Source organism: Pseudomonas sp. CCI1.1, assembly GCF_034348165.1.
Taxonomy (GTDB): domain Bacteria; phylum Pseudomonadota; class Gammaproteobacteria; order Pseudomonadales; family Pseudomonadaceae; genus Aquipseudomonas; species Aquipseudomonas paracarnis.
This window is the reverse complement of the sequence record NZ_CP133780.1, coordinates 61,490-85,824: the sequence shown is the minus strand read 5'-3', so window position 1 is coordinate 85,824 and position 24,335 is coordinate 61,490. Positions and strand designations below refer to the sequence as shown.

Below are 24,335 nucleotides of genomic sequence, written 5' to 3'. Positions count from 1 at the left end.
GGTTCCCCGCCCTACACCGAAAACCGCGCCACCATCGAATTCAGATCCACCGCCAACCGCGACAACTCCTGGCTCGCTGCACTGGTCTGATTGGCCCCGGTCGATGTCTGGTGCGCCAGGTCGCGGATATTCATCAAGTTACGATCCACCTCCCGCGCCACCGCCGCCTGCTGCTCCGAGGCACTGGCGATCACCAGGTTGCGTTCGTTGATCAAGGTGAATGCCGAGGCAATCTCTTCCAGGGCCATGCCCGCCGATTTGGCGATATCCAGTGTGGAGCGCGCCCGAGTATTGCTCTGCTGCATCGAGCTGACAGCCTGGTCGGTGCCCTGCTGAATCCCGCTGATCATCTGCTCGATTTCCTGGGTCGACTGTTGCGTGCGATGGGCCAAGGCCCGCACTTCATCGGCTACCACCGCAAACCCGCGCCCGGCATCCCCCGCTCGCGCCGCTTCAATCGCCGCGTTCAGTGCCAGCAAGTTGGTTTGCTCGGCAATCGAGCGAATCACATCCAGCACTGTGCTGATGCCATAGACCTTTTGCGCCAGCGCTTCGACCTGGGTCACATTGGCGGTCACATCGGTCGCGAGGGCTTCAATCGACACCACCGTCTGCTGCACCTGTTCACGCCCTTGCTGGGCAATCCGGTCGGATTCGCGAGACGCCTGGGACGTGGCCACGGCATTGCTCGCCACCTCCTCCACCGCCACCGTCATCTGATTGACGGCCGTGGCCGCCTGTTCGATTTCCTGGTTCTGCTGGTGCAAACCACGGGTCGCATCCTCGGTGACGCAACTGAGCTCTTCGGAAGCCGACGCCAATTGGTTCGATGATTCTGATATGCGCCGGATAGTGTCGCGCAAGCTCTCCTGCATACGCTTGAGCGCCTGTTGCAAGCGCGCCGGCTCGTCGCTGCCACTGAGCCTGATGTCGCCCGTCAAGTCGCCACTGGCAACGCCCTGGGCCACTTTCAACGACTGTGCCAACGGCAGCACGATGCTGCGTGTCAGCCACACCGCCAGGCCAATCGTGATCAACGCCGTGACGCCAATCATGACCATCACCCAGACCCGCGACTGGCTGAACACCTGCTGTGCCAGCCGGGCGGCCTCGTTGGCGCTGGACTTGTTCAGATTGACCAACTCACGCAGCGTCACGGCCATCTGGTCGGCCATCTGATTCATTTCGCCATTGACCACCGCAATGGCCTCCTCCAGCCGATTGGCCTTGGATAAGCCCACCACTTGCTCCTGGCGTTGCAGGTACTGCTGCTCCTCGACCTTGAAGCGATCAAACAGCACCCGCTCCTCAGGCAAGACGATCAATGCCTCGTACACGCCTTCAGCGTGATGCAAGCCGGTTTTGATCTCGGCGATTTTCTGCTCGTTCTGCGCCACCGCCTGGGGGTCGCGGTTGACCAGCAAGCGCAACGTCAGCGCCCGAATGCGCAACACATCCTGATTCATCTCCCCCACCGCCATGACGCTGGGCAGCCAGTTGGTCTCCACCTGGTCCGACTGCTGGCGCATATTAGCCATCTGCAACAGGGCAAAGCCGCCCAAGACGAACACCATCAACGCCAGCACACCAAAGCCCAGGCCGGCGCGAGGGGCGATATTCAAACTGCGGATATTCATGCCAGGGTTCCTTCCAAAAGTACTGCATCCACCTGCAGCGGGTCTCTTGGACGTTATCGGCACCTGAGGTCATTGGCGTAAGATCAAAACGCGATATCAACGCGCGTCGCCATCGCGATGCGGCTTGGGCAGGATGGCGAGGAAGTTGTAGCGCGCAACCTTGTGGGCAACGTCTTCGGGCAACGCATCGAGGAAAGGATCGAAACGGCGCATCTCCTTGCCCAACTTATTGAAGCGCCCCACAACATCGGAGCCGAGCATGAAGCGATCCGGGAAGCGCGCCACCAGCGCAACCCATTGCGGCCGTGGCTTGCCGGCGTCATCCAGCAGATAGGGCGTGAGCATGCTCCAGGACAGGTCGATATACAGGTTGGGGTACGCCTCAAGCAGGCGCGTCAGGGTAGGCAACAAAAAGTCCATCTGCACCTGATGACGGTGAATTTCCTTGCTGGTACCGGCATGGGCCCAGATAAAACGCGTGTGCGGGTGGTTGCGTAACGGCTGCTCGACTTCCGCCAGGTACAGTGGGTTGCGCTCACGTTTGGAGGTAATGTTGGAATGCAGCAGCACCGGCAGGTCGTTTTCGGCCGCCAGGTGGTAGATGCGCGTCATGGCTTCGTTATTGGCACGCGGCGTGTCGCCGGAAGTCAGCGCGGTGAGGTCATCATGGCGGGTAAACACTTCACCGATGCCCTGCCACAGCCCAGGGTTGAGGTCGAGCATGCGCTGGATGTGGGCGGCGGAGTTCTTGTCGTTGGGATTGAAACCGGCGAGGAACGGGTGAAAGTGCTGGCGTTGCGCAGGAGAAAGTTTATTCACTGCCGCCGCGACGATCACATCCGTGGCGCTGTACCAATAAGCATCGGCGTCGTCACCGGCGTAATAGCGCGGGCGCTTGGGCTCGTCTTCGTGCCATTTCTTGGCCACGGGAATCCCGGAAATCATGACGTGCTCAATGCGGTTGTCCGCCATGGCCTTGAGCAGCTTGTCCATGCCGGCGCTCTCCTGAAAGAAATCCACGTAATGCAGGTGCGCGTCGCTGTAGGCATAGTCACGAGCCTGCGCGGCAAGGCTGCTGATGGCAAGCAACAAGGCAAGACTCAGGCGGGTTCCAGACACGGTAAAACCTCAATATGGGCTGATACGGGTAGACCTTGCGCCAGCCTTCAGGGTTCAGCATGGAAAAAACCGGAACACTGGAGTGCCAGCATGCTCTATAACTGCATGACCTTCATCCTGCGCCCTTATGAGGTTTGCCATGCCTGTTACCGTCAATACGCTGAACGCTGAAAACTTTCGTCACAGCGTGAATATCAATAATCACGAGCTGTTTACCGACCTGCCCAAGAGCCTGGGCGGTGACGATTCGGCGCCCTCCCCCCACGATTATTTCGATGCTGCGCTGGCGTCGTGCAAAGCTTTGACTGTGAGGCTCTACGCGCAGAAAAAAGCTATCCCGCTGACCGGCGTGACCGTGGAGGTCACTCACGACAGCGCCGAAGAGCAAAAGGGTAAATACAAGCTCAACGTCAAGCTGACCCTCAAGGGCGTACTCACCGACGCCCAGCGCGATGAACTGCACCGCGTCGCCGATAAATGCCCGGTACATAAGCTGATGACCACTGCCGAAGTCACTATCGAGACAAAATTGTCGGAAGGTGCCTTCAGCCAATAGCCCCACCTTCCCATCGAGCGGGTTATGCTCAAAGCATCTAACCCGCTCAGACTGGGATGCCCATGACCACTCTCACCGTGATTCGCCCTCGCCCCGAAGATGTAGAAGGCCAGCCTATCCTGCGGCCCCTGCCCTCGCGTGAATGCCGCAGCGTCGGGCCCTTTGTGTTTTTCGACCACATGCTGCCGACCCGCTACGCACCGGGTAACGGCATGAATATCCGCCAGCATCCCCATATCGGCCTGTCCACCCTTACTTACCTGTTTGAAGGCGTCTTGCAGCATAAGGACAGCCTTGGCTCGGACCAGGTGGTGCAAGCCGGCGATGTCAGCTGGATGACCGCCGGCAGCGCGATTGCCCACGTCGAGCGCACACCTGAAGCGGTCAAGGCCAGTGGCTTCAACCTGCATGGCCTGCAGGTATGGCTGGCCTCGCCCAAGGACCACGAGACCGGGCCGGGACACTACAGCCATCACCCAGCGGCGAGCTTGCCGAAAAGCGATAACCTCGGCGTGCAGGTGCGTTTGATCGCCGGTGATGGTTTTTGCCTCAGGTCACCGGTGCCGGTACTGTCGCCGACGCTGTATGCCGAGGTACAGATGCAAACCGCCACCACCCTGTTGATTCCTGATGAACATGAGGAACGTGCGGTGTATGTGCTGGAGGGTGAGGTGCAGTTGGACGGTGAAGCCCTGGAGGTCAACAGCTTGGTGGTATTGCCGACTGGGCAGGAGATGACCCTGTATGCCGAGAGTGATTGCCACCTGATGGTATTTGGCGGGGCGCCGCTGGATGGGCCACGGCGGATCAACTGGAATTTTGTGGCGAGTGATCCGGCGGTGATCGAGCAGGCGAGACAGCGTTGGGCGGCCGGGGATTGGCCCACCGTGCCGGGGGAGTCAGAAAGAATCGAGTTGCCTGTGAAATAGCTATCGCAGGCAAGCCAGCTCCCACATTTGATGGGTATACACATTTTAGAATGTAGGAGCTGGCTTGCCTGCGATGGCGTCCGATCAGGCGCTGAGGAATCAGCCCTTGAACACTTCATCCAACAAGTTATGCATCGACTGGAAAGCCCGCGCAGCGGTCTTGGCGTCGTACATCATCTTGCCTGGCACATTGGCATGGGGGTCGGTGAAGGAATGCACCGCACCGCCGTAGCTCAGCAACTGCCAATCCACACCCGCCGCGTTCATTTCATCTTCGAACGCCGGCAGTTGCTCTTGGGGCACCAACGGGTCCGAGGCGCCATGCAGCACCAGCACTGACCCCTTGATGTTCTTCGCATCCGCCGGGTTCGGTGTATCCAGGGTGCCATGGAACGACACGGCAGCCTTCAGCGGCGCGCCGGTACGGGCCAGCTCCAGGGAGCAGCAACCGCCAAAGCAGAAGCCGAAGGTGGCCAGTTTCGAGGTGTCCACTGCTGCCTCAGTCTGGCCTTGCAGTTGCTCTAACGCTGCTTGCATGCGCTTGTTCAGCAACGGGCGATCATTCTTCAACGGCATCATCGCCGCGCCCGCTTCATCGCCATTTGAAGGACGTACGTTTTGCCCGTAGAGGTCGGCAATCAACACCACGTAGCCTTTGCCGGCAACGGCCTTCGCGATCTCTTCGGCCCCCACACTCACGCCCATCCAGTTCGGCGCCATCAGCAGTCCCGGCAACGGGCCCTTGTGGCTGGCATCGAACGCCAGACGGCTTTCATAAGACTGGCCATCAATCTGATAGACCACGGAACGTACAGTGACTTGGCTCATGATTCACTCCAGTTGAGGTGCGCACAAACGAAAAAACCCGCCGAAGCGGGTTTTTCTACAACGGTGTTAAACCGACAATTCAACCAACAGCTTGTTCAGTCGGCGCACATACGCGGCCGGGTCCTTCAAGCTGTCGCCGGCTGCCAGGGCGGCCTGGTCGAAGAGGATGTGCGACAGGTCACCAAACCGCTCTTCGCTCTGCTCGCCATCGAGTTTCTCGATCAGCGGGTGAGACGGGTTGAATTCGAAGATCGGCTTGGAATCCGGCACTTTCTGGCCGCTGGCTTCCAGAATCTGGCGCATCTGCATGCCCAGGTCCTGCTCGCCGATGGCCAGGATCGCAGGAGAGTCGGTCAGGCGGTGGGAAACCCGCACTTCACTCACCGCTTCGCCCAGGGAAGCCTTGATGCGCTCAACCAGGCCCTCTTTGGACTTGGCGACTTCTTCGGCTTCCTTCTTCTCTTCTTCGGAGTCCAGGTTCCCCAGGTCCAGGTCACCACGGGCCACGTCGACGAAGGTTTTGCCGTCGAACTCGGTGAGGTAGCTCATCAGCCACTCATCGATACGGTCGGTCAGCAGCAGCACTTCGATGCCTTTCTTGCGGAAGACTTCCAGGTGCGGGCTGTTCTTGACCTGGGCGTAGGTTTCGCCGGTCAGGTAGTAGATCTTGTCCTGACCTTCCTTGGCACGTGCCAGGTAGTCAGCCAGGGACACAACCTGCTCGCCGTCTTCACCCTGAGTCGAGGCAAAACGCAGCAAACCGGCGATTTTTTCCTTGTTGGCAAAATCTTCCGCCGGGCCTTCTTTCATGACCTGGCCGAAGTTTTTCCAGAAGCTCTTGTATTGCTCAGGCTCGTTCTTCGCCAGCTTTTCCAGCATGTCGAGTACGCGCTTGGTGAGCGCCGACTTCATGGAGTCGATGATCGGGTCTTTCTGCAGGATTTCCCGCGACACGTTCAGCGACAGGTCGTTGGAGTCGACCACACCTTTGATAAAGCGCAGGTACAGCGGCAGGAAGGATTCCGCCTGGTCCATTACGAACACGCGCTGCACGTACAGCTTCAGGCCTTTTGGCGCTTCACGCTGGTACAGGTCGAACGGAGCACGGGCCGGTACGTAGAGCAGCGAGCTGTATTCGAGCTTGCCTTCAACCTTGTTGTGGCTCCAGCTCAGCGGGTTCTCGTAGTCGTGGCCGATGTGCTTGTAGAACTCCTGGTATTCCTCGTCCTTGATCTCGGTACGCGGACGGGTCCACAGGGCGCTGGCGCGGTTGACGGTTTCCCACTCTACCGCCGGGGCTTCTTCGCCTTCGGCAACGGTCTGTTCCTTGGGCAACTCGATCGGCAACGCGATGTGGTCGGAGTACTTCTTGATGATGTTGCGCAGGCGCCAGCCATCGGCGAATTCATCTTCACCGGCTTTCAGGTGCAGCACGATGCGCGTGCCACGGTCAGCCTTGTCGATCGTGGCGATTTCAAATTCGCCCTCGCCCTTGGAAGCCCAGTGCACGCCTTCGCTGGCGTCAAGGCCGGCGCGGCGGCTGAAGACTTCAACCTTGTCGGCGACGATGAAGGCCGAATAGAAGCCCACGCCGAATTGGCCGATCAGGTGAGAGTCTTTTTTCTGGTCGCCCGACAGGTTCTTCATGAAATCTGCGGTGCCGGACTTGGCGATGGTCCCCAGGTGGGTGATCGCATCGTCACGGCTCATGCCGATACCGTTGTCTTCGAGGGTGACGGTCTTGGCGTCTTTGTCGTAGCTCACACGGATCTTGAGTTCCGCGCCGCCTTCCAGCAACTCAGGCTTGGACAGGGCTTCGAAACGTAATTTGTCGACAGCGTCAGAGGCGTTCGAGATCAATTCGCGAAGGAAAATTTCCTTGTTGGAATACAGCGAATGGATCATGAGGTGCAGCAGTTGCTTCACCTCGGTCTGGAAGCCCAGGGTTTCCTTTTGAGTTTCCACACTCATGGTCATCAAACTCCAATTGGATGGCAGTGGCCGCGCCCGAAAGGGTTGGCGGCGGGTTGTCATCAAAGTTGGGGGCTCAGGCCAGGATTTCAAGGGCGGGCCAATTCCTCAATCTTGAAATGTGCGCGGGCGGTGGCAATCGGTTCGGCCGGTGTGCTCTGCCAGGCGGTAATCGCCACGTTGGCCACGCGCCGGCCCTGACGCCATACCTGGCACTTGGCATAGGTGTCACGAAACTGGCCGGCGCGCAGGTAATCCAGGGAGAAGTCGATGATTTTCGGCAGGCCCGGAGCGCCCGTAAACACCATCAGGTGCAGGGCAGCTGCCAACTCCATGAAGCCGGCGATCACCCCGCCATGCAGCGCCGGCAATATGGGGTTACCAATATTGTCCTGGTTGGCCGGCAGGCGAAACAGCAACTCATCCCCCAGCCGGGTGCATTCGATGCCGATCAACCTGGCATAAGGCACCAACTCGAGCAGCGCGTCACAGTCGCCACGATCGAGGGCTTGCTCCAGACGGGTCTTGAACCGATGCGTCATGCCTGCTCTCCCTTGATGACCGTGCCCAAGCCTTGGGTGCCTTTGAGGCGCTTGCCCATGCGCATGAATGTGCCCACCACATGGGCGATAGGTTGTTGCGGGTCATCCTGATAGGCAACGCCACGGGTGAAGATCACGTCGGTGGTCACCCGGTAGCATTGCGCGAAGCCATACACCGGCTTATGGGGTTCGGCGGGATGCATGTAGTCGATACGCAGGTCCAGGGTGGGGCACACCTCGAACTCGGGCAGTACGCACAGGGTTGCCATGCCGCACGCGGTGTCCATCAATGAGGTCAGCGCGCCGCCGTGGATCACCCCGGTCAGGGGATCACCGACAATATGCGGCCCATAAGGCAGTACGAGGGTCATGCCCTCCTCGCTGGCTTCATGCACCGCCACACCCAGCACCTGGCAATGGCGCAGGGCCGAAACGAAGCGCACGGCACGCTCCAACAAAGGGTTTACGGTCATTGTTTTAGACTCTTATTAGTGTGAATTCGGCGGATTGGAATGACTGGGTAAAGTTCCTGTACGAAACATGCTATATATCTGTGGGACATAAGGAACTAATGCTGGCCCCTTGGGTTCGAAAGGCCAGTAGATATCTTCAATAAGGAGAAACACCCCATGCGTAAGACATTAGCTATTTCCATGATGCTGGCCGCTGCTCTCGGTCTGGCTGCCTGCGACAAGAAATCCGAAGACAAAGCCCAAGATGCCGCTGCACACTCTGAGCAAGCACAGCAAGACATGGCTAAAGCACAGGATAAAGTGAACGACGCTGCGAAAGAAAACGCTGAAGCTGCCAAAGCTCAGGCCGAATCGAACGAAGCTGCTGCAAAAGAAGCTGCACCTGCCGCACCTGCAGAACCTGCCAAGCAGTAATCGCAGGGTTTAAAGCAGTATTGCAGCAAAAGAAAGCCCGCTGATTAAAGCGGGCTTTTCTTTGTCTGCGATTTGCTTGCAGCGCTACTGTGCGCCGTCTTTTACAACGTCGGCTCCCGGCATATCGGTCGGGGTATACACCATCACCTGCAATACATCGGAATGGAACTCGCGGCGGTACAGCACCAGCACCACCCCGCTACTCATCAACATGAACAACCAGGGGCTGACAAACCAGGCCAGCATGGTCATGCCGAAGTAATAGGCGCGCAGGCCAAAGTTGAACTGGTTGGCCGCCATCGAAATCACTCGAGCCGCCCGCAAAGCAAACGCCTTGCGCTCCTGCTCTGACACGTGCCGTTCACCGATCATGGGCGCCGAGCCCACCAGCACCGCCGCGAAGTTGTACTGGCGCATGCACCAGCTGAAGGTGAAAAAGGCATAGACGAACACCAGTGCCAGGCACAGCAATTTGATCTCCGACATGCCCTGGGATGCCTGCTGCACCATGGGAATGTCCGCCAGCAGTGACACTGCGCGTTCCGAAGCCCCCAGCACCGTGAGAATACCGGCGAGGATGATCAAGGTGCTGGAGGCAAAGAACGAGGCATTGCGCTCCAGGTTACCGATCACACTGGCGTCGGCGATACGGTTGTCGCGCAGCAGCATGCGGCGCATCCAGTCTTCACGGTACAGGTGCAACACACTGGCCAGGCACGCCGTGTCCCGGGCTTTCCACGTTGCGTAACGGGTGTAGCCGCCCCAGCAGATGACAAACCAGAGTGCGGCGATCAAATGGATCCAATTGACTTCAACGAACGACATGCAGGTCCTTGTACACAGGATGATAGGGCCGACACAGTCCAAATGTGGGAGCTGGCTTGCCTGCGATAGCGTCTTTGCAGTCACCACCGCGCACAACCGATGTGCCGCCATCGCAGGCAAGCCAGCTCCCACACCGACCAGTGTTTTCAACTTGAGATTTTTGACGCCATTCCCAAAAAAAAGACACTGCCAGCGACTCAAAAAAAATGCCCCGTATCGTTTGATACGGGGCATTTCAGTAGAGCTCAACCGCGCGTTACGCGATGGCTTCGCTGCGCTTGCCCAGCATACGGTCAATCACCACGGCCACGACCAGCGTCATCACCGACGGCACCAGCCACGCCAGGCCTTGTTCGCTCAACGGCAGGTTTACCAGTTGCGTAGGCATCCAACCCGCCAGGCCTGCACCCTTGAGTGCGTCGATGCAGCCAAAGATGAACGACACCAGCATCACCGGGCCGACAATACGGCCCTGCTCCTGCCAGAACCCTTTGCAGAAGCTCAAGGCCACCAACACGATGCATGGCGGGTAGATCGCGGTCAGCACCGGGATCGAGAAGGCAATGAGTTTGGTCAAGCCCAAGTTGGACACAAACAGCGAGAACAGTGCCAGGATCACCACCAGGGTCTTGTAGGACAGCGGCAGGATCTTGCTGAAGTACTCGGCGCAGGCACAGGTCAGGCCCACGGCGGTCACCAGGCATGCCAGGGAAATCAGCACGGCGAGGAAACCACTGCCCAGGGAGCCGAACGTGTATTGCACATAGGCGTGCAGTACCGCCGCGCCATTGCTGGCACCCGCGGCCACGGCATGGCTGCCCGAACCCAGGCGGAACAGGCTGACGTACACCAGTGCCAGGCCCACGCCGGCAATCAGCCCGGCAATGATCGCGTAGCGAGTGATCAGCTTGGGTGACTCGACGCCACGGGAGCGAATCGCGTTGACGATCACGATGCCGAACACCAGGGCGCCCAGGGTATCCATGGTCAGGTAACCATTGATAAAGCCTTGGGAGAACGGCGCGGCAACGTATTCCGGCGTGGCAACCCCCACCTCACCGGCGGGCAAGGCAAACGCAGCGATGCCGAGAATAGCCAGGGCGATGATTTTCAGCGGCGCCAGGAAACGGCCCACGGTGTCCAGCAGTCGACCTGGGTACAGGGAGACAAAGAACACCACCAGGAAATACACCGAGCTGTAGAGGAACAGTGCCAACGGGCTCTCACCGGTCAAGGGCGCCAGGCCCACTTCAAACGATACTGTTGCGGTGCGCGGGGTCGCAAACAGCGGGCCCACTGCCAGGTAGGCCGCTGCCGCCAGCAGGCCACCGGCGATCTTGCCAATCGGGCTGCTCAGCGCATCCATGCCACCACCGACCTTGGCCAGGGCGATCACAGTGACCACCGGCAAACCGACCGCGGTGATCAGAAAGCCCAGCGCCGCCATCCAGACATGCGGCCCGGACTGCAAACCAACGATAGGCGGGAAGATGATGTTGCCGGCGCCCACGAACAGGGCAAAGGTCATAAAGCCCAGCGCCAGGATATCCTGGCTTTTCAACACTTTCATTTGAGGAAATACCACACTACTGAATCGGAATTTAGAGAGGGCTTCCCTATGGATGAGGGAAATGCTGCCGGCCCTTGTGGGGACCGACCGGTCTAGCGCGCAGCTTCCTTTTGGGACTCGGACGCATAAAGAGGCGGCTAGAGTACAGAATTAGGCTGACAAACGCACTGTTGCGGGGCGGACTGTCCGATAAGCGACATTTCAATGTCGCGTTTTCATACTTAATTGGGCAACACAGAACCCTGTGGGCGCTGGCTTGCCTGCGATGGCATCGACTGGGCATGGCTGATGCGCCGAGGTGTCTGCATCGCAGGCAAGCCAGCTCCCACATTGAACCGAGTACATCCCCAAATCTGGGTATACCCAGAAAGCACAAAGGCCACCCGAAGGTGGCCTTTGTGTGGTGAAGCGTCAGCTAAGCGCGAGGCTTACTTGACAGCCCAACCGGTCAGCTCGGCCAGGGCCTTGCCGATGTCTGCCAGCGAACGCACGGTTTTAACGCCTGCGTCTTGCAGTGCAGCGAATTTCTCGTCTGCAGTGCCTTTGCCGCCAGAGATGATTGCGCCAGCATGGCCCATGCGCTTGCCCGCAGGGGCAGTCACACCAGCGATGTAGGAAACAACCGGCTTGGTCACGTGTGCCTTGATGTAGGCAGCCGCTTCTTCTTCAGCCGAACCGCCGATCTCACCGATCATTACGATCGCTTCGGTCTTCGGGTCTTCCTGGAACAGCTTCAGGATGTCGATGAAGTTGGAGCCTGGGATCGGGTCACCGCCGATGCCGACGCAAGTCGACTGACCGAAACCGGCGTCAGTGGTCTGCTTGACAGCTTCATAGGTCAGGGTGCCGGAACGGGAAACGATACCGACTTTACCTGGCAAGTGAATGTGACCTGGCATGATGCCGATCTTGCATTCGCCTGGGGTGATCACGCCTGGGCAGTTAGGGCCGATCAGGACTACGCCCAGTTCGTCGCACTTAACTTTAGCGTCCAGCATGTCCAGGGTAGGAATGCCTTCGGTGATGCAGACGATCAGCTTGATGCCGCCGAATGCCGCTTCCAGGATCGAGTCCTTGCAGAAAGGAGCTGGAACGTAGATCACGCTGGCGGTGGCGCCAGTGGCTTCTACTGCTTCTTTCACGGTGTTGAACACGGGCAGGCCCAGGTGCTCGGTGCCGCCTTTGCCTGGAGTTACGCCGCCAACCATCTGGGTGCCGTATTCGATGGCTTGCTGGGTGTGGAAACTACCTTGCGAACCGGTAATACCCTGGCAGATAACTTTGGTGTCTTTATTGATCAGGACGCTCATTACTTGCCCTCCGCAGCTTTGACAACTTGTTGAGCAGCGTCGGTCAGGCTGGTAGCCGCGATGATGTTCAAACCGCTTTCTGCCAGTACTTTAGCGCCCAGTTCAGCGTTGTTACCTTCAAGGCGAACAACAACCGGGATTTTAACGCCGACTTCTTTCACTGCACCGATGATGCCTTCGGCAATCATGTCGCAACGAACGATGCCGCCGAAGATGTTGACCAGTACTGCAGCGACGTTGGAGTCGGACAGGATGATCTTGAACGCTTCGGTAACGCGTTCCTTGGTAGCGCCACCACCTACGTCGAGGAAGTTGGCTGGCTTGCCGCCATGCAGGTTGACGATGTCCATGGTACCCATGGCCAGGCCGGCACCGTTGACCATGCAGCCGATGTTGCCTTCCAGGGCTACGTAGTTCAGTTCGAACTTGGCAGCGTGCGCTTCGCGCGGATCGTCTTGCGACGGATCGTGGAAAGTCTTCAGCTTAGGCTGACGGTACATGGCGTTGGCGTCGATGTTGATCTTGGCATCAAGGCAGTGCAGATCGCCGTCAGCCTTGATCACCAGCGGGTTCACTTCCAGCAGGGCCAGATCGTGATCCTGGAACAGTTTGGCCAGACCTACGAAGATCTTGGCGAACTGGGCAACTTGCTTGCCTTCCAGGCCCAACTGGAAAGCCAGTTCACGACCCTGGAATGGCTGAGCGCCAACCAGTGGATCGATAGTGGCCTTCAGAATTTTTTCTGGGGTTTCGTGAGCAATTTTCTCGATGTCCACGCCACCTTCGGTGGAAGCCATGAACACGATGCGACGGCTCGAACGGTCAACGACAGCGCCCAGGTACAGCTCTTTAGCGATATCAGTGCACGATTCAACCAGGATCTTGGTGACTGGTTGGCCATTGGCATCAGTCTGGTAAGTCACCAGACGCTTGCCCAGCCACTGCTGTGCGAAGGCCTTGGCGTCTTCTTTGCTGCGAACCAGCTTGACGCCGCCCGCTTTACCGCGACCACCGGCGTGGACCTGGGCTTTGACAACCCACTCGCTGCCGCCGATTTTGTCGCAAGCTTCTGCTGCTGCTTCCGGGGTGTCTACTGCGTAGCCCTTGGAAACTGGCAGGCCGTATTCAGCGAACAGCTGCTTACCCTGATACTCGTGAAGATTCATGCTTTTTACCGTCTTCGTTAGGTACTGCGCATTCGGCGCTGCGCTCATTATGAGTGCCGCGCCACCTGTGACTGCTGCTCGCGCAACTTGCGGGGCTTATGGCCCGTAAAGCTGCGCAAGGCTGCGTCCAGCGGATATTCCGCGGTGAGTCTTGCGCGCAAGGCTCACGACGGGCAACTCCGCCGTGGTTTCTTATTATCTCGCTTAGCGCTTCTTCTTGTTGGCAATGTGGATGGCGCCGCCATTCACTGCCAACGCAGCTTCGTGCAGCGCTTCGGACAGGGTCGGATGGGAGAAGACCATCATGCCCAAGTCCTCGGCACTGGTGCCGAATTCCATGCCGATCGCGCCTTGCTGAACCAGTTCTGCAGCGCTTGGGCCAATCACGTGGACGCCCAATACGCGGTCAGTCTTGGCATCAGCGATGACTTTGACAAAACCACCGGTGTCGTTGGCTGCCATGGCACGGCCAGAAGCGGCAAACGGGAAGGTGCCGACGTTAACTTCAACGCCTTCAGCTTTCAACTGCTGTTCGTTCTTGCCGACCCATGCAATTTCCGGGTGGGTGTAGATAACCGATGGGATCAGGTCGTAGTTCATCTGGGTCTTGTGACCCTTGATGCGCTCAACGACCATGATGCCCTCTTCGGAAGCCTTGTGGGCCAGCATCATGCCACGAACCACGTCGCCAATGGCATAGACGCCAGGCACGGTGGTGGCGCAATGATCGTCAACGTGGATGAAACCACGCTCGTCGATGTTCACGCCGCTGTCGGAAGCCAGCAAGTCGTTGGTCACTGGGCGGCGGCCCACGGCGACGATCAGCTTGTCGAAAGTGATGGTCTGCTCGCCGTCTTTATCGGTGTAGGTCACTACGACTTCTTCGCCGTTGACCTTGGAACCGGTAACACGGGCGCCGAGCTTGATGTCCAGACCTTGTTTGGTCAGGGTTTTCAGCGCTTCCTTGGACACCGCGGTGTCGGCAGCCAGCAGGAATGTATCCAGGGCTTCCAGCACGGTGACTTGAGCACCCAGGCGGGACCATACCGAACCCAGTTCCAAACCGATCACGCCAGCGCCGATGACGCCCAGACGCTTAGGCACAGCTTGGAATTCCAGGGCGCCGGTCGAATCAACGATCACGTTGTTATCAACAGGAGCAGGCGGAATGTCGATTGGACGCGAGCCGGGTGCCAGGATCACGTTTTCGGCTTCGATGACTTCAACCGAACCGTCTGGCTTGGTGACTTCAACTTTCTTGCCGGCCAGCAGCTTGCCGTGGCCTTGAATGGAAGTCACGCCGTTGGCCTTGAACAAGGTGGCAACGCCGGAAGTCAGGCCTTTGACGATGTTGGCTTTACGGCCGACCATTGCGGGTACGTCCATGGTCACGCCAGCATGGTTGATGCCGTGGATCGCAAAGCCGTCTTGGGCTTCGTGGAATTTCCAGGAGCTGTCCAGCAGCGCCTTGGACGGAATGCAACCCACGTTCAGGCAAGTACCGCCCAGCGCCAGTTTGCCTTCCTTGTCGGTGTATTTTTCGATGCAAGCAGTGGACAGGCCCAGTTGCGCAGCCTTGATGGCGGCAACATAGCCGCCAGGGCCTGCACCAATCACTACAACGTCAAATTTCTGTGTCATGAAAATAGATCCTCTATTTGCGACAAGCTTCTAGTCACACGTTGCAAGCCAAGCTGCTTTTTCCTACAGCTTGTAGCTCGCAACGTGCAACTGCTTCTATCAGATGTCCAGGAGCAGGCGAGCCGGGTCTTCCAGCAGGTTCTTGATGGTCACCAGGAACGTCACGGCTTCTTTACCGTCGATCAGGCGGTGATCGTAAGACAGTGCCAGGTACATCATTGGGCGGATCACGACTTGGCCGTTGATGGCCATCGGACGCTGGATGATGTTGTGCATGCCCAGGATCGCGGCCTGCGGTGGGTTGACGATCGGCGTCGACATCATCGAACCGAAGGTACCACCGTTGGTGATGGTGAAGGTACCGCCGGTCATCTCGTCGATGGTCAGCTTGCCGTCACGGGCTTTCTTGCCGAAGCCAGCGATGCCGCCTTCGATTTCGGCCAGGCTCATCAGCTCGGCGTTACGCAGGACTGGAACCACCAGGCCGCGGTCGCTGGAGACGGCAACGCCGATATCCGAGTAGCCGTGGTAAACGATGTCGCCGCCGTCGATCGAAGCGTTGACTGCCGGGAAGCGCTTCAGCGCTTCGGTGGCCGCTTTCACGAAGAACGACATGAAGCCCAGGCGCACACCGTTGTGGGACTTCTCAAACAGGTCCTTGTACTTCGAACGCAGGGCCATGACTTCGGTCATGTCGACTTCGTTGAAGGTGGTCAGCATCGCCATGTTCGACTGAGCTTCAACCAGGCGCTTGGCCACGGTGGCACGTACACGAGTCATCGGTACGCGCTTCTCGGTGCGGTCGCCAGCGGCAAACACAGGCGCAGCGGCAGCAGGCGCTGCAGCCTTGGCAGGTGCGGCAGCCGGAGCGTTCTTCTTGGCTTCAACTGCGGCAACCACGTCTTCCTTGGTCACACGGCCATCTTTGCCGGTGCCCTTGATGGAAGCCAGGTTGATGCCGTTTTCCTCAGCCAGTTGACGCGCAGCCGGTGCAGCGATTGGATCTTCGCCACCCGCAGCCGGTGCGGCAGGCGCAGAAGCAGCCGGTGCAGCAGCGGCAGGAGCAGGAGCAGCGGCAGCAGCGCTGCCCTCTTCGATCGAGCCCAGTACCTGGTTCGACAGAACGGTAGCGCCCTCTTCAGCAACGATTGCGCCCAGCACGCCGTCAGCTTCGGCCAACACTTCCAGAACGACTTTGTCGGTCTCGATGTCGACGATCAGGTCGTCACGCTTGACGGCCTCGCCTGGTTTCTTGTGCCAGGTGGCAACGGTGCCATCGGCAACCGATTCCGGGAATGACGGGGCTTTGATTTCGATAGCCATTATCTGTAGGTCCTTAAAATTCGGTTTCAGTCAGCGCGAAGGCGTTAAACAGTGAAAGCATCTTGCAGCAGTTTTTCCTGCTGCTCGGCGTGCATCGACGCGTAACCACAGGCAGGTGCAGCAGAAGCATCACGACCGGCGTACTCAAGGACCAAAGCCTTGTTGTGGTTGCCGATGCTGCGACGCAGATGATGCTGGCTGCTGTACCAGGCGCCCTGGTTCATCGGTTCTTCCTGACACCACACTACGTTCGTGAGGTTGGTGTAAGGCGCGATGATCTCCATGAGGTCATCTTCCGGGAACGGATAAAGCTGCTCGATACGCACGATGGCGATGTCTTCGCGGCCTTCGGCACGGCGTTTTTCCAACAGATCGTAGTAGACCTTGCCGCTGCACAGGATCAGGCGAGTGACCTTGGCGGCGTCCAGCGTATCGATCTCTGGAATCACGGTCTGGAACGAACCTTGGGCCAGATCTTCCAGGGTCGAAACGGCCAGCTTGTGACGCAACAGCGACTTCGGCGTCAGTACCACCAGCGGCTTGCGCAGCGGACGGATCACCTGGCGACGCAGCAAGTGGTAGATCTGCGCCGGGGTCGTCGGCACGCACACCTGAATGTTGTGCTCGGCGCACAATTGCAGGTAACGCTCCAGACGGGCCGAGGAGTGCTCAGGGCCCTGACCTTCATAACCGTGTGGCAGCAGCATGGTCAGACCGCACAGACGGCCCCACTTGTGCTCGCCGCTGGTGATGAACTGGTCGATAACCACCTGGGCACCGTTGGCGAAGTCGCCGAACTGGGCTTCCCAGATCACCAGCGCGTTCGGCGTGGTGGTCGAGTAACCGTATTCGAACGCCAGTACGGCTTCTTCGGACAGGAACGAATCGTACAGGTCGAAACGTGGCTGGCCTTCGTACAGGTTCTGCAACGGGATGTAGGTGCCCGCGTCTTTCTGGTTGTGCAATACAGCATGACGGTGCGAGAACGTACCGCGGCCGATGTCCTGGCCGGTCATGCGGATCGGGTGACCTTCGAACGCCAGGGTCGCGTACGCCATGGTTTCGGCGTAACCCCAGTTGATCGGCAGGCCACCGGCTTGCATCTTCTGACGGTCTTCGTAGATCTTCGCAACCTGGCGCTGTACGACGAAGCCTTCGGGAATTTCCAGCAGCTTGGCGGACAGTTCCTGCAACGTCTTCAAATCGAACGAGGTATCGTGACGTGCAGTCCAGGTGTGACCCAGGTATGGGCGCCAGTCAACGAACAGCTCTTTGTTCGGCTCCTTGACCAGGCTTTTCACTACATGCAGGCCGTTATCCAGCGCGTTGCGGTATTCGTCGACTTTCGCCTGAACACGCGCATCGTCAACCACGCCGGCCTTGGTCAGGCTTTCGGCGTACAGCTCACGGGTGGTGCGCTGCTTGGTGATCTGCTGGTACATCAACGGCTGGGTGCCGCTTGGCTCGTCCGCTTCGTTGTGACCGCGACGGCGGTAGCAAACCAGGTCGATGACCACGTCACGCTTGAACTGCATGCGGTAGTCGACAGCCAGTTGGGTCACGAACAGCACGGCTTCCGGATCATCGCCATTCACATGGAGGATCGGCGCCTGGATCATCTTGGCAACGTCGGTGGCGTACTCGGTGGAACGCGCGTCCAACGGGTTGCTGATGGTGAAGCCCACCTGGTTGTTGATGACGATGTGAACGGTACCACCGGTCTTGAAGCCGCGAGTCTGCGACATCTGGAACGTTTCCAGGACCACGCCTTGACCGGCGAATGCCGCGTCACCGTGGATGGAAATCGGCAGAACCTTCTCACCGGTGGAATCGTTACGACGATCCTGGCGAGCACGTACCGAACCCTCGACCACTGGCGAAACGATTTCCAGGTGGGAGGGGTTGAATGCCATGGCCAGGTGAACTTCACCGCCGGTGGTCATCACGTTGGACGAGAAGCCCTGGTGGTATTTAACGTCACCGGAACCCAGTTCGACCTTCTTCTTGCCTTCGAACTCGTCGAACAGCTCACGCGGGTTCTTGCCGAAGGTGTTGACCAACACGTTCAGGCGACCACGGTGAGCCATGCCGATCACGATTTCCTTGGTGCCATAGGAACCGGAACGCTGGATCAGCTCGTCGAGCATCGGAATCAGGCTTTCGCCGCCTTCCAGGCCGAAACGTTTGGTGCCTGGGTATTTGGTGCCCAGGTATTTCTCGAGGCCTTCGGCCGCGGTCACGCGCTCCAGCAGGTGGCCGCGCACATCGGCGGACAATACCGGACGGCCACGCACGCCTTCCAGGCGGTGCTGGAACCACTGGCGCTGCTCGGAATCGGTGATGTGCGTAAATTCAGCGCCGATGGTGCGGCAATATGTCTGCTGCAACGCTTCGTGAATTTCGCGTAGGCTCGCTTCCTCTTTGCCGATGAACAGGTCGCCGGCACGGAAGGTCGTATCAAGATCGGCATTGGTCAAGCCGTAATGATTGATCGACAGGTCTGCAGGTGCAGGACGCTGCCACAGCCCCAGCGGGTCAAGCTGGGCTGCCTGGTGGCCACGCATACGGTAGGCCTGGATCAGTCGCAGTACTTCAACTTGCTTCTTCTCATGCTCACTGCTCACGCTGCCGGCGGAAACCGGTTGGGCGCGGCGCTGGTTCTTTGCCAGCAGCACGAACTGATCGCGAATTGTTGCGTGCGATACATCGGTGGCAGCGTTGCCGTCTGAAGACAACGTCTGAAATTTGGTGCGCCATTCTTCTGGCACAGCGTTAGGGTCGTGCAGGTAGAGCTCATAAAGCTCTTCCACATAGGCAGCGTTACCACCTGAAAGATAGCCGCTGTTCCACATGCGCTGCATCACGCTTTCTTGCATGCTTGGTCACCCTCGATTTGGGGACACCACCGGCGAAAACACCGAGTTTGCTTGCAAAAGGCCAAGTGCAGCGACCAAAACAAGCCACTTAGGATCACGCTGATAGTTCGGGTACCAACCCGAATGCCCCTGCTTGTCTCATTTCTTCAAAATAAGAGCCGCGGCTTTGTAAGTCGCTGCTCAAGTTAAAACTACGGCGCCGGTTGAAGCCTGCGCCGCAGCATTTACGGGCACAACGGTCCTGCTTTTACTACAACGTCAGTTACACGCCGCTCTGCAGCAGCATGTTACGGATGTGACCAATGGCCTTAGTCGGGTTCAGGCCTTTAGGACATACGTTGACGCAGTTCATGATCCCGCGGCAGCGGAATACGCTGAACGGGTCATCCAGCGAAGCCAGACGCTCGGACGTCTTGGTATCACGGCTGTCTGCCAGGAAGCGGTAGGCTTGCAGCAGCGCAGCTGGACCCAGGAACTTGTCCGGGTTCCACCAGAAGGACGGGCAGGATGTCGAGCAGCAAGCGCACAGGATGCACTCGTACAGGCCATCGAGTTTTTCACGTTCTTCCGGGGACTGCAGACGCTCGATGGCCGGAGCCGGCGTGTCGTTCTGCAGGAACGGCTTAACTTTCTCGTATTGCTTGTAGAAGATGCTCATATCGACGACCAGGTCACGGATAACCGGCAAACCTGGCAGTGGACGAACAATCAGCTTGTTGCCTTTGACCACGGCGGACAGCGGCGTGATGCACGCCAGGCCGTTTTTGCCGTTGATGTTCATGCCGTCGGAACCGCACACACCTTCACGGCAAGAGCGACGATAGGAGAAACCCTCGTCCTGCTCTTTGATCAGTGCCAGTACATCCAGCACCATCAGGTCTTTACCACCGGTATCGACCTGGAACTCCTGCATGAACGGCGCGGCGTCCTGATCAGGGTTGTAGCGATAAACACTGACTTTCAACATGGCAGCCACCCTTAGTAAGTCCGAATCTTCGGTTCAAACGTCGGCACCGTCTTCGGCGAGAAGTTCACGGCACGCTTGGTTACGCGCTTGTCACCCGGGAAGTACAGGGTGTGGCACAACCAGTTTTCGTCGTCGCGATCTTCAAAGTCTTCACGAGCGTGAGCACCACGGGATTCTTTACGAACCTCGGCGGCGATCGCCGTCGCTTCAGCCACTTCCAGCAGGTTTTGCAGCTCAAGGGCTTCGATACGAGCAGTGTTGAACGCCTGGCTCTTATCGTTGATCTTGACGTTGGCGATGCGCTTGCGCAGGTCAGCCAACTGGGCGATGCCCTTCTGCATGTATTCGCCGGTACGGAACACACCGAAGTAGTTCTGCATGCAGCTTTGCAGCTCGCGACGCAGGGTTGCTACGTCTTCGCCATCCGTGCGCTCGTTCAGAGCGTTCAGACGCGCCAGGGCCGCTTCGATGTTGGCGTCGGTGGCGTCATCGTATTCGATGCCGTCAGTCAGCGCCTTCTCAAGGTGCAGGCCGGCCGCACGGCCGAATACCACCAGGTCGAGCAGCGAGTTGCCGCCCAGGCGGTTGGCACCGTGAACCGATACGCAAGCCACTTCACCTACTGCGAACAGACCATGGATGATCTCGTCCTGGCCGTCGGCGTTCTGGGTGATTGCCTGGCCGTGAATGTTGGTCGGCACGCCGCCCATCATATAGTGGCAAGTTGGAACCACTGGAACCGGAGCAACTACCGGGTCAACGTGGGCGAAGGTCTTGGACAGCTCGCAGATACCAGGCAGGCGGCTGTGCAGCACTTCTTCACCCAGGTGATCGAGCTTGAGCAGTACGTGGTCGCCATTCGGACCACAGCCGTTACCGGCGATGATCTCTTTAACCATCGAACGTGCCACAACGTCACGGCCAGCCAAGTCTTTGGCGTTCGGAGCATAACGCTCCATGAAACGCTCGCCGTGCTTGTTGATCAGGTAACCACCTTCACCACGGCAACCTTCGGTCACCAGTACACCGGCGCCGGCGATGCCGGTCGGGTGGAACTGCCACATTTCGATGTCTTGTACCGGTACGCCAGCACGCAGGGCCATGCCGACGCCGTCACCGGTGTTGATCAGGGCATTGGTGGTAGAAGCGTAGATACGACCTGCACCACCGGTCGCCAGCACAGTCGCCTTGGCGCGGATGTAGGTGGTTTCACCGGTTTCGATGCAGATGGCGATCACACCGACGAACTCGCCCTTGCCGTTCTTCACCAGATCAACCGCGTAGTACTCGTTCAGGAACGTGGTACCGGCTTTCAGGTTGCCTTGGTAAAGGGTATGCAGCAGCGCGTGACCGGTACGGTCGGACGCAGCGCAAGTACGGGCAGCCTGGCCGCCTTTACCGTAATCCTTGGACTGGCCACCGAATGGACGCTGGTAGATACGGCCTTGCTCGGTACGGGAGAACGGCAGACCCATGTGGTCCAGCTCGAACACCGCGGCCGGGCCTTCCTGACACATGTATTCGATAGCGTCCTGGTCACCGATATAGTCGGAACCCTTGACGGTATCGTACATGTGCCAGCGCCAGTCATCGTTCGGGTCGGCGGAGGCGATGGCGCAGGTGATACCACCCTGGGCCGATACGGTGTGGGAACGCGTCGGGAACACCTTGGTGATCACGGCAGTCTTGTGACCGCCCTGGGCCAGCTGCAGCGCAGCGCGCATGCCAGCACCGCCGCCACCAATAATGATGGCGTCGAATGAAATAGTTGGAATGTTAGCCATGAATCAGATACCCCAAAGAATCTGCACACCCCAGACGAAGTAAGCGAACATCGCGACGCCGCATACTGCCTGGAAGAGGAAACGTACTGCAGTCGCGGACTTGCCCAGCGCCATCGGCGTCAGGTAGTCAGTCGCGATGGTCCACATGCCAACCCAGGCGTGAGCGCCCAGGGCTACAAGGGCCAGCAGACTGAAGATTCGCATCGCATTGTGGGAAAACAGGCCGTGCCATTGCTCATAGCCGATGCCCGGGTTTGCGACGAGGTATCCGATCAGGAAAATGAAATAAGCCGCGAGAACGACCGCAGACACACGCTGTGCCATCCAGTCATAGAGGCCCGAACGCGACAGATTCGTTACGCTGGTTACCATATCCAAACTCCTGCCAGAACGATCAGCACCACGGAAATGGCGACGATGATTTTCGAGCCCAGGCGGCCGCCTTCCAGCGTCTCACCGATGCCCATGTCCATGATCAAGTGGCGCACACCGGCTACCAGGTGATACAGAAGAGAGGACAGGAGGCCCCATGCTACGAACTTGGCCAGCGGGCTGGTCAAGCATGCCTTCACCTCGGCGTATCCTTCCTCGGAACCCAGGGATTTGCTCAATGCATAAAGCATGATGCCCAAGCCCAGGAACAGGATGATGCCGGAAACACGGTGCAGGAACGACGTAACGCCGGTGATGGGGAGTTTGATGGTCCTTAGGTCTAGGTTTACAGGTCGTTGGCTATTCACGGCTTTTTTTCACACTGAAGAGCCCCTAACAATCAGGGCAAAGTTGTTGGGGAGTGCGACTGGTCAGGTAAGCACCACCCAGGGAGTGCGACCCCCAATGAAAGCAAGCCCAAAAGCCCTTGGCGGTCGGTGGCCGAGTATAGACAGTTAGGTTACTAATGACAACGCGCACACCTCACCCTAATAGCTGATTGCGCTGGCGGGATAAAAGGCGTAAATGGCAGTCAATTTCGACGAAAAAGTACGGTTAAAGCCTTCTGGCGCAAGACTTTAGGCAAATTGACATCTGGATTTATATCAATATAGTGGTGCGGGCCCTGCGTGGGGGGTCTGTCTGATGATTTGAAGCATAAATAGGAGGCCACATGGCTGACAAAAAAGCGCAGTTGATCATCGAGGGCGCAGCCCCCGTCGAGCTGCCCATTTTAACCGGCACCGTTGGTCCTGATGTTATCGACGTACGGGGCCTGACGGCCACGGGCCGTTTTACTTTCGACCCAGGCTTCATGTCGACCGCGTCCTGCGAGTCGAAGATCACCTATATCGATGGTGATAATGGCATTCTGCTTCATCGCGGCTACCCGATCGAGCAACTGGCTGAAAAGTCGGACTACCTGGAAACCTGCTACCTGCTGCTAAATGGCGAATTGCCAACAGCCGAGCAGAAAGCCCAGTTCGTCAGCACCGTGAAGAACCACACCATGGTTCACGAGCAGTTGAAGACCTTCTTCAACGGCTTCCGTCGCGACGCCCACCCGATGGCCGTCATGTGCGGTGTAGTAGGCGCCCTGTCGGCCTTCTATCACGACTCCCTGGACATCAATAACCCGCAGCATCGCGAAATTTCCGCGATCCGCCTGGTTGCCAAGATGCCTACCCTGGCCGCAATGGTTTACAAGTACTCCATGGGCCAACCCATGATGTACCCGCGCAACGACCTGACGTACGCGGAAAACTTCCTGCACATGATGTTCAACACCCCGTGCGAGATCAAACCGATCAGCCCGGTGCTCGCCAAGGCCATGGACCGGATCTTCATCCTCCACGCCGACCACGAGCAGAACGCTTCCACCTCTACCGTGCGCCTGGCGGGCTCTTCGGGTGCCAACCCGTTCGCCTGTATTGCCGCCGGTATCGCCGCACTGTGGGGCCCTGCCCACGGCGGTGCGAACGAAGCCGTATTGACCATGCTCGATGAAATCGGCGATGTGTCCAACATCGACACCTTCATCGCCAAGGCCAAGGACAAGAACGATCCGTTCAAGTTGATGGGCTTCGGTCACCGGGTCTACAAGAACCGCGACCCGCGCGCTACCGTCATGAAGCAGACCTGCGACGAAGTGTTGAAGGAACTGGGCATCAAGAACGATCCGCAACTCGAACTAGCCATGCGCCTGGAAGAGATCGCCCTGACCGACCCGTACTTCATCGAACGTTCTCTGTACCCGAACGTCGACTTCTACTCGGGGATCATCCTCAAGGCGATCGGCATTCCAACCAGCATGTTCACCGTGATCTTCGCCCTGGCGCGGACCGTGGGCTGGATCTCCCACTGGAAAGAAATGCTCTCCAGCCCGTACAAGATTGGCCGCCCGCGCCAGCTGTACACCGGCTACGAGTCGCGTGACATCACCAAGCTGGAAGACCGCAAGTAAGCATTCAAC

General features: G+C 58.5%; 21 protein-coding genes and 1 pseudogene. 4 read left to right on the top strand and 18 right to left on the bottom strand.

Annotation, left to right across the window (positions count from 1 at the left end; genetic code table 11):
* Positions 1–11: 11 nt before the first annotated feature.
* The 3 genes and pseudogenes from RHM69_RS30960 to RHM69_RS00395 form a co-directional block, all read right to left on the bottom strand.
* Entirely contained in the window at positions 12–875 is an 864-nt protein-coding gene (locus RHM69_RS30960; protein WP_404942496.1) for a methyl-accepting chemotaxis protein, read from the bottom strand.
* Positions 867–1,637: pseudogene (locus RHM69_RS30955) on the bottom strand (MCP four helix bundle domain-containing protein); the annotation flags it as partial. The pseudogene RHM69_RS30955 and the gene RHM69_RS30960, both read right to left, overlap by 9 nt.
* 96 nt (positions 1,638–1,733) lie before the next feature.
* Complete coding sequence (locus RHM69_RS00395) at positions 1,734–2,756, bottom strand: amidohydrolase family protein (RefSeq protein WP_102666805.1); 1,023 nt, start codon at positions 2,754–2,756, stop codon at positions 1,734–1,736.
* A 139-nt stretch (positions 2,757–2,895) separates the two neighbouring features.
* Here RHM69_RS00395 and RHM69_RS00390 point away from each other — a divergent pair, with 139 nt between their 5' ends.
* The gene (locus tag RHM69_RS00390; protein WP_014717741.1) at positions 2,896–3,312 is read left to right on the top strand and encodes an OsmC family protein; all 417 of its coding nucleotides are present in this window, start codon (positions 2,896–2,898) and stop codon (positions 3,310–3,312) included.
* A 62-nt stretch (positions 3,313–3,374) separates the two neighbouring features.
* A complete protein-coding gene (locus RHM69_RS00385) occupies positions 3,375–4,241 on the top strand; it encodes a pirin family protein (protein WP_020301699.1) in 867 nt (288 codons plus the stop codon).
* A gap of 99 nt (positions 4,242–4,340) precedes the next feature.
* Here RHM69_RS00385 and RHM69_RS00380 read toward each other — a convergent pair whose 3' ends face one another.
* The 4 genes from RHM69_RS00380 to RHM69_RS00365 form a co-directional block, all read right to left on the bottom strand.
* Positions 4,341–5,069 (bottom strand): dienelactone hydrolase family protein, encoded by a 729-nt coding sequence (locus RHM69_RS00380; protein ID WP_102666806.1) that lies wholly within the window; start codon positions 5,067–5,069, stop codon positions 4,341–4,343.
* Positions 5,070–5,135: 66 nt separating this feature from the next.
* Positions 5,136–7,040, bottom strand: a complete 1,905-nt coding sequence (gene htpG, locus RHM69_RS00375) for a molecular chaperone HtpG (protein ID WP_014717738.1) — start codon at positions 7,038–7,040, stop codon at positions 5,136–5,138.
* 89 nt (positions 7,041–7,129) lie between these two features.
* Positions 7,130–7,582 carry a PaaI family thioesterase gene (locus tag RHM69_RS00370; RefSeq protein WP_038449582.1) on the bottom strand — a complete coding sequence of 151 codons (453 nt, stop codon included), beginning with the start codon at positions 7,580–7,582 and terminating at the stop codon, positions 7,130–7,132.
* Positions 7,579–8,055, bottom strand: coding sequence for a PaaI family thioesterase (locus RHM69_RS00365; RefSeq protein ID WP_014717736.1), 477 nt, complete (start codon positions 8,053–8,055; stop codon positions 7,579–7,581). Before RHM69_RS00365 ends, RHM69_RS00370 begins: the two co-directional genes overlap by 4 nt.
* 156 nt (positions 8,056–8,211) lie before the next feature.
* Here RHM69_RS00365 and RHM69_RS00360 point away from each other — a divergent pair, with 156 nt between their 5' ends.
* Positions 8,212–8,469, top strand: coding sequence for a hypothetical protein (locus tag RHM69_RS00360; RefSeq protein WP_003190018.1), 258 nt, complete (start codon positions 8,212–8,214; stop codon positions 8,467–8,469).
* Positions 8,470–8,553: 84 nt separating this feature from the next.
* On the opposite strand, the gene RHM69_RS00355 is transcribed toward RHM69_RS00360, so the two are convergent.
* The 11 genes from RHM69_RS00355 to sdhC all read right to left on the bottom strand — a co-directional run bounded on the left by RHM69_RS00355 (position 8,554) and on the right by sdhC (position 22,671).
* Complete coding sequence (locus RHM69_RS00355; RefSeq protein WP_019816707.1) at positions 8,554–9,294, bottom strand: DUF599 domain-containing protein; 741 nt, start codon at positions 9,292–9,294, stop codon at positions 8,554–8,556.
* A 256-nt stretch (positions 9,295–9,550) separates the two neighbouring features.
* A complete protein-coding gene (gene brnQ, locus RHM69_RS00350) occupies positions 9,551–10,864 on the bottom strand; it encodes a branched-chain amino acid transport system II carrier protein (RefSeq protein WP_003190014.1) in 1,314 nt (437 codons plus the stop codon).
* A gap of 428 nt (positions 10,865–11,292) precedes the next feature.
* Positions 11,293–12,174 carry a succinate--CoA ligase subunit alpha gene (gene sucD, locus RHM69_RS00345; protein WP_003190013.1) on the bottom strand — a complete coding sequence of 294 codons (882 nt, stop codon included), beginning with the start codon at positions 12,172–12,174 and terminating at the stop codon, positions 11,293–11,295.
* Entirely contained in the window at positions 12,174–13,340 is a 1,167-nt protein-coding gene (gene sucC, locus RHM69_RS00340; RefSeq protein ID WP_003190011.1) for an ADP-forming succinate--CoA ligase subunit beta, read from the bottom strand. Before sucC ends, sucD begins: the two co-directional genes overlap by 1 nt.
* Positions 13,341–13,544: 204 nt before the next feature.
* Positions 13,545–14,981: a dihydrolipoyl dehydrogenase gene (lpdA, locus tag RHM69_RS00335; protein ID WP_014717733.1), complete on the bottom strand. Its 1,437-nt coding sequence runs from the start codon at positions 14,979–14,981 to the stop codon at positions 13,545–13,547.
* Positions 14,982–15,080: 99 nt separating this feature from the next.
* Positions 15,081–16,304: a 2-oxoglutarate dehydrogenase complex dihydrolipoyllysine-residue succinyltransferase gene (odhB, locus tag RHM69_RS00330; RefSeq protein WP_014717732.1), complete on the bottom strand. Its 1,224-nt coding sequence runs from the start codon at positions 16,302–16,304 to the stop codon at positions 15,081–15,083.
* A gap of 44 nt (positions 16,305–16,348) precedes the next feature.
* On the bottom strand, positions 16,349–19,180 hold the full coding sequence (locus RHM69_RS00325) for a 2-oxoglutarate dehydrogenase E1 component (RefSeq protein WP_014717731.1): 2,832 nt from the start codon (positions 19,178–19,180) through the stop codon (positions 16,349–16,351).
* A 262-nt stretch (positions 19,181–19,442) separates the two neighbouring features.
* Positions 19,443–20,147 carry a succinate dehydrogenase iron-sulfur subunit gene (locus tag RHM69_RS00320; RefSeq protein ID WP_003172807.1) on the bottom strand — a complete coding sequence of 235 codons (705 nt, stop codon included), beginning with the start codon at positions 20,145–20,147 and terminating at the stop codon, positions 19,443–19,445.
* Positions 20,148–20,158: 11 nt separating this feature from the next.
* Positions 20,159–21,931: a succinate dehydrogenase flavoprotein subunit gene (gene sdhA / locus RHM69_RS00315; protein ID WP_014717730.1), complete on the bottom strand. Its 1,773-nt coding sequence runs from the start codon at positions 21,929–21,931 to the stop codon at positions 20,159–20,161.
* Positions 21,932–21,934: 3 nt separating this feature from the next.
* Positions 21,935–22,303: a succinate dehydrogenase, hydrophobic membrane anchor protein gene (sdhD, locus tag RHM69_RS00310; RefSeq protein ID WP_003172805.1), complete on the bottom strand. Its 369-nt coding sequence runs from the start codon at positions 22,301–22,303 to the stop codon at positions 21,935–21,937.
* On the bottom strand, positions 22,297–22,671 hold the full coding sequence (gene sdhC, locus RHM69_RS00305; protein WP_014717729.1) for a succinate dehydrogenase, cytochrome b556 subunit: 375 nt from the start codon (positions 22,669–22,671) through the stop codon (positions 22,297–22,299). The genes sdhD and sdhC overlap by 7 nt, the downstream gene beginning before the upstream one ends.
* A gap of 365 nt (positions 22,672–23,036) precedes the next feature.
* Here sdhC and gltA point away from each other — a divergent pair, with 365 nt between their 5' ends.
* Positions 23,037–24,326 (top strand): citrate synthase, encoded by a 1,290-nt coding sequence (gene gltA / locus RHM69_RS00300; RefSeq protein ID WP_014717728.1) that lies wholly within the window; start codon positions 23,037–23,039, stop codon positions 24,324–24,326.
* Positions 24,327–24,335: the final 9 nt, after the last annotated feature.

Excerpts from the sequence above, each read along its gene's own strand:
- RHM69_RS00390 (WP_014717741.1), top strand. The coding sequence starts at position 2,896 with ATGCCTGTTACCGTCAATACGCTGAACGCTGAAAACTTTCGTCACAGC.
- sucD (WP_003190013.1), bottom strand. The coding sequence starts at position 12,174 with ATGAGCGTCCTGATCAATAAAGACACCAAAGTTATCTGCCAGGGTATT.
- RHM69_RS00385 (WP_020301699.1), top strand. The coding sequence starts at position 3,375 with ATGACCACTCTCACCGTGATTCGCCCTCGCCCCGAAGATGTAGAAGGC.
- sucC (WP_003190011.1), bottom strand. The coding sequence starts at position 13,340 with ATGAATCTTCACGAGTATCAGGGTAAGCAGCTGTTCGCTGAATACGGC.
- htpG (WP_014717738.1), bottom strand. The coding sequence starts at position 7,040 with ATGAGTGTGGAAACTCAAAAGGAAACCCTGGGCTTCCAGACCGAGGTG.
- sdhD (WP_003172805.1), bottom strand. The coding sequence starts at position 22,303 with ATGGTAACCAGCGTAACGAATCTGTCGCGTTCGGGCCTCTATGACTGG.
- RHM69_RS00360 (WP_003190018.1), top strand. The coding sequence starts at position 8,212 with ATGCGTAAGACATTAGCTATTTCCATGATGCTGGCCGCTGCTCTCGGT.
- brnQ (WP_003190014.1), bottom strand. The coding sequence starts at position 10,864 with ATGAAAGTGTTGAAAAGCCAGGATATCCTGGCGCTGGGCTTTATGACC.
- sdhA (WP_014717730.1), bottom strand. The coding sequence starts at position 21,931 with ATGGCTAACATTCCAACTATTTCATTCGACGCCATCATTATTGGTGGC.
- lpdA (WP_014717733.1), bottom strand. The coding sequence starts at position 14,981 with ATGACACAGAAATTTGACGTTGTAGTGATTGGTGCAGGCCCTGGCGGC.
- gltA (WP_014717728.1), top strand. The coding sequence starts at position 23,037 with ATGGCTGACAAAAAAGCGCAGTTGATCATCGAGGGCGCAGCCCCCGTC.
- RHM69_RS00325 (WP_014717731.1), bottom strand. The coding sequence starts at position 19,180 with ATGCAAGAAAGCGTGATGCAGCGCATGTGGAACAGCGGCTATCTTTCA.
- RHM69_RS00320 (WP_003172807.1), bottom strand. The coding sequence starts at position 20,147 with ATGTTGAAAGTCAGTGTTTATCGCTACAACCCTGATCAGGACGCCGCG.
- RHM69_RS00365 (WP_014717736.1), bottom strand. The coding sequence starts at position 8,055 with ATGACCGTAAACCCTTTGTTGGAGCGTGCCGTGCGCTTCGTTTCGGCC.
- odhB (WP_014717732.1), bottom strand. The coding sequence starts at position 16,304 with ATGGCTATCGAAATCAAAGCCCCGTCATTCCCGGAATCGGTTGCCGAT.
- RHM69_RS00355 (WP_019816707.1), bottom strand. The coding sequence starts at position 9,294 with ATGTCGTTCGTTGAAGTCAATTGGATCCATTTGATCGCCGCACTCTGG.
- RHM69_RS00370 (WP_038449582.1), bottom strand. The coding sequence starts at position 7,582 with ATGACGCATCGGTTCAAGACCCGTCTGGAGCAAGCCCTCGATCGTGGC.
- RHM69_RS00380 (WP_102666806.1), bottom strand. The coding sequence starts at position 5,069 with ATGAGCCAAGTCACTGTACGTTCCGTGGTCTATCAGATTGATGGCCAG.
- RHM69_RS30960 (WP_404942496.1), bottom strand. The coding sequence starts at position 875 with ATGCAGGAGAGCTTGCGCGACACTATCCGGCGCATATCAGAATCATCG.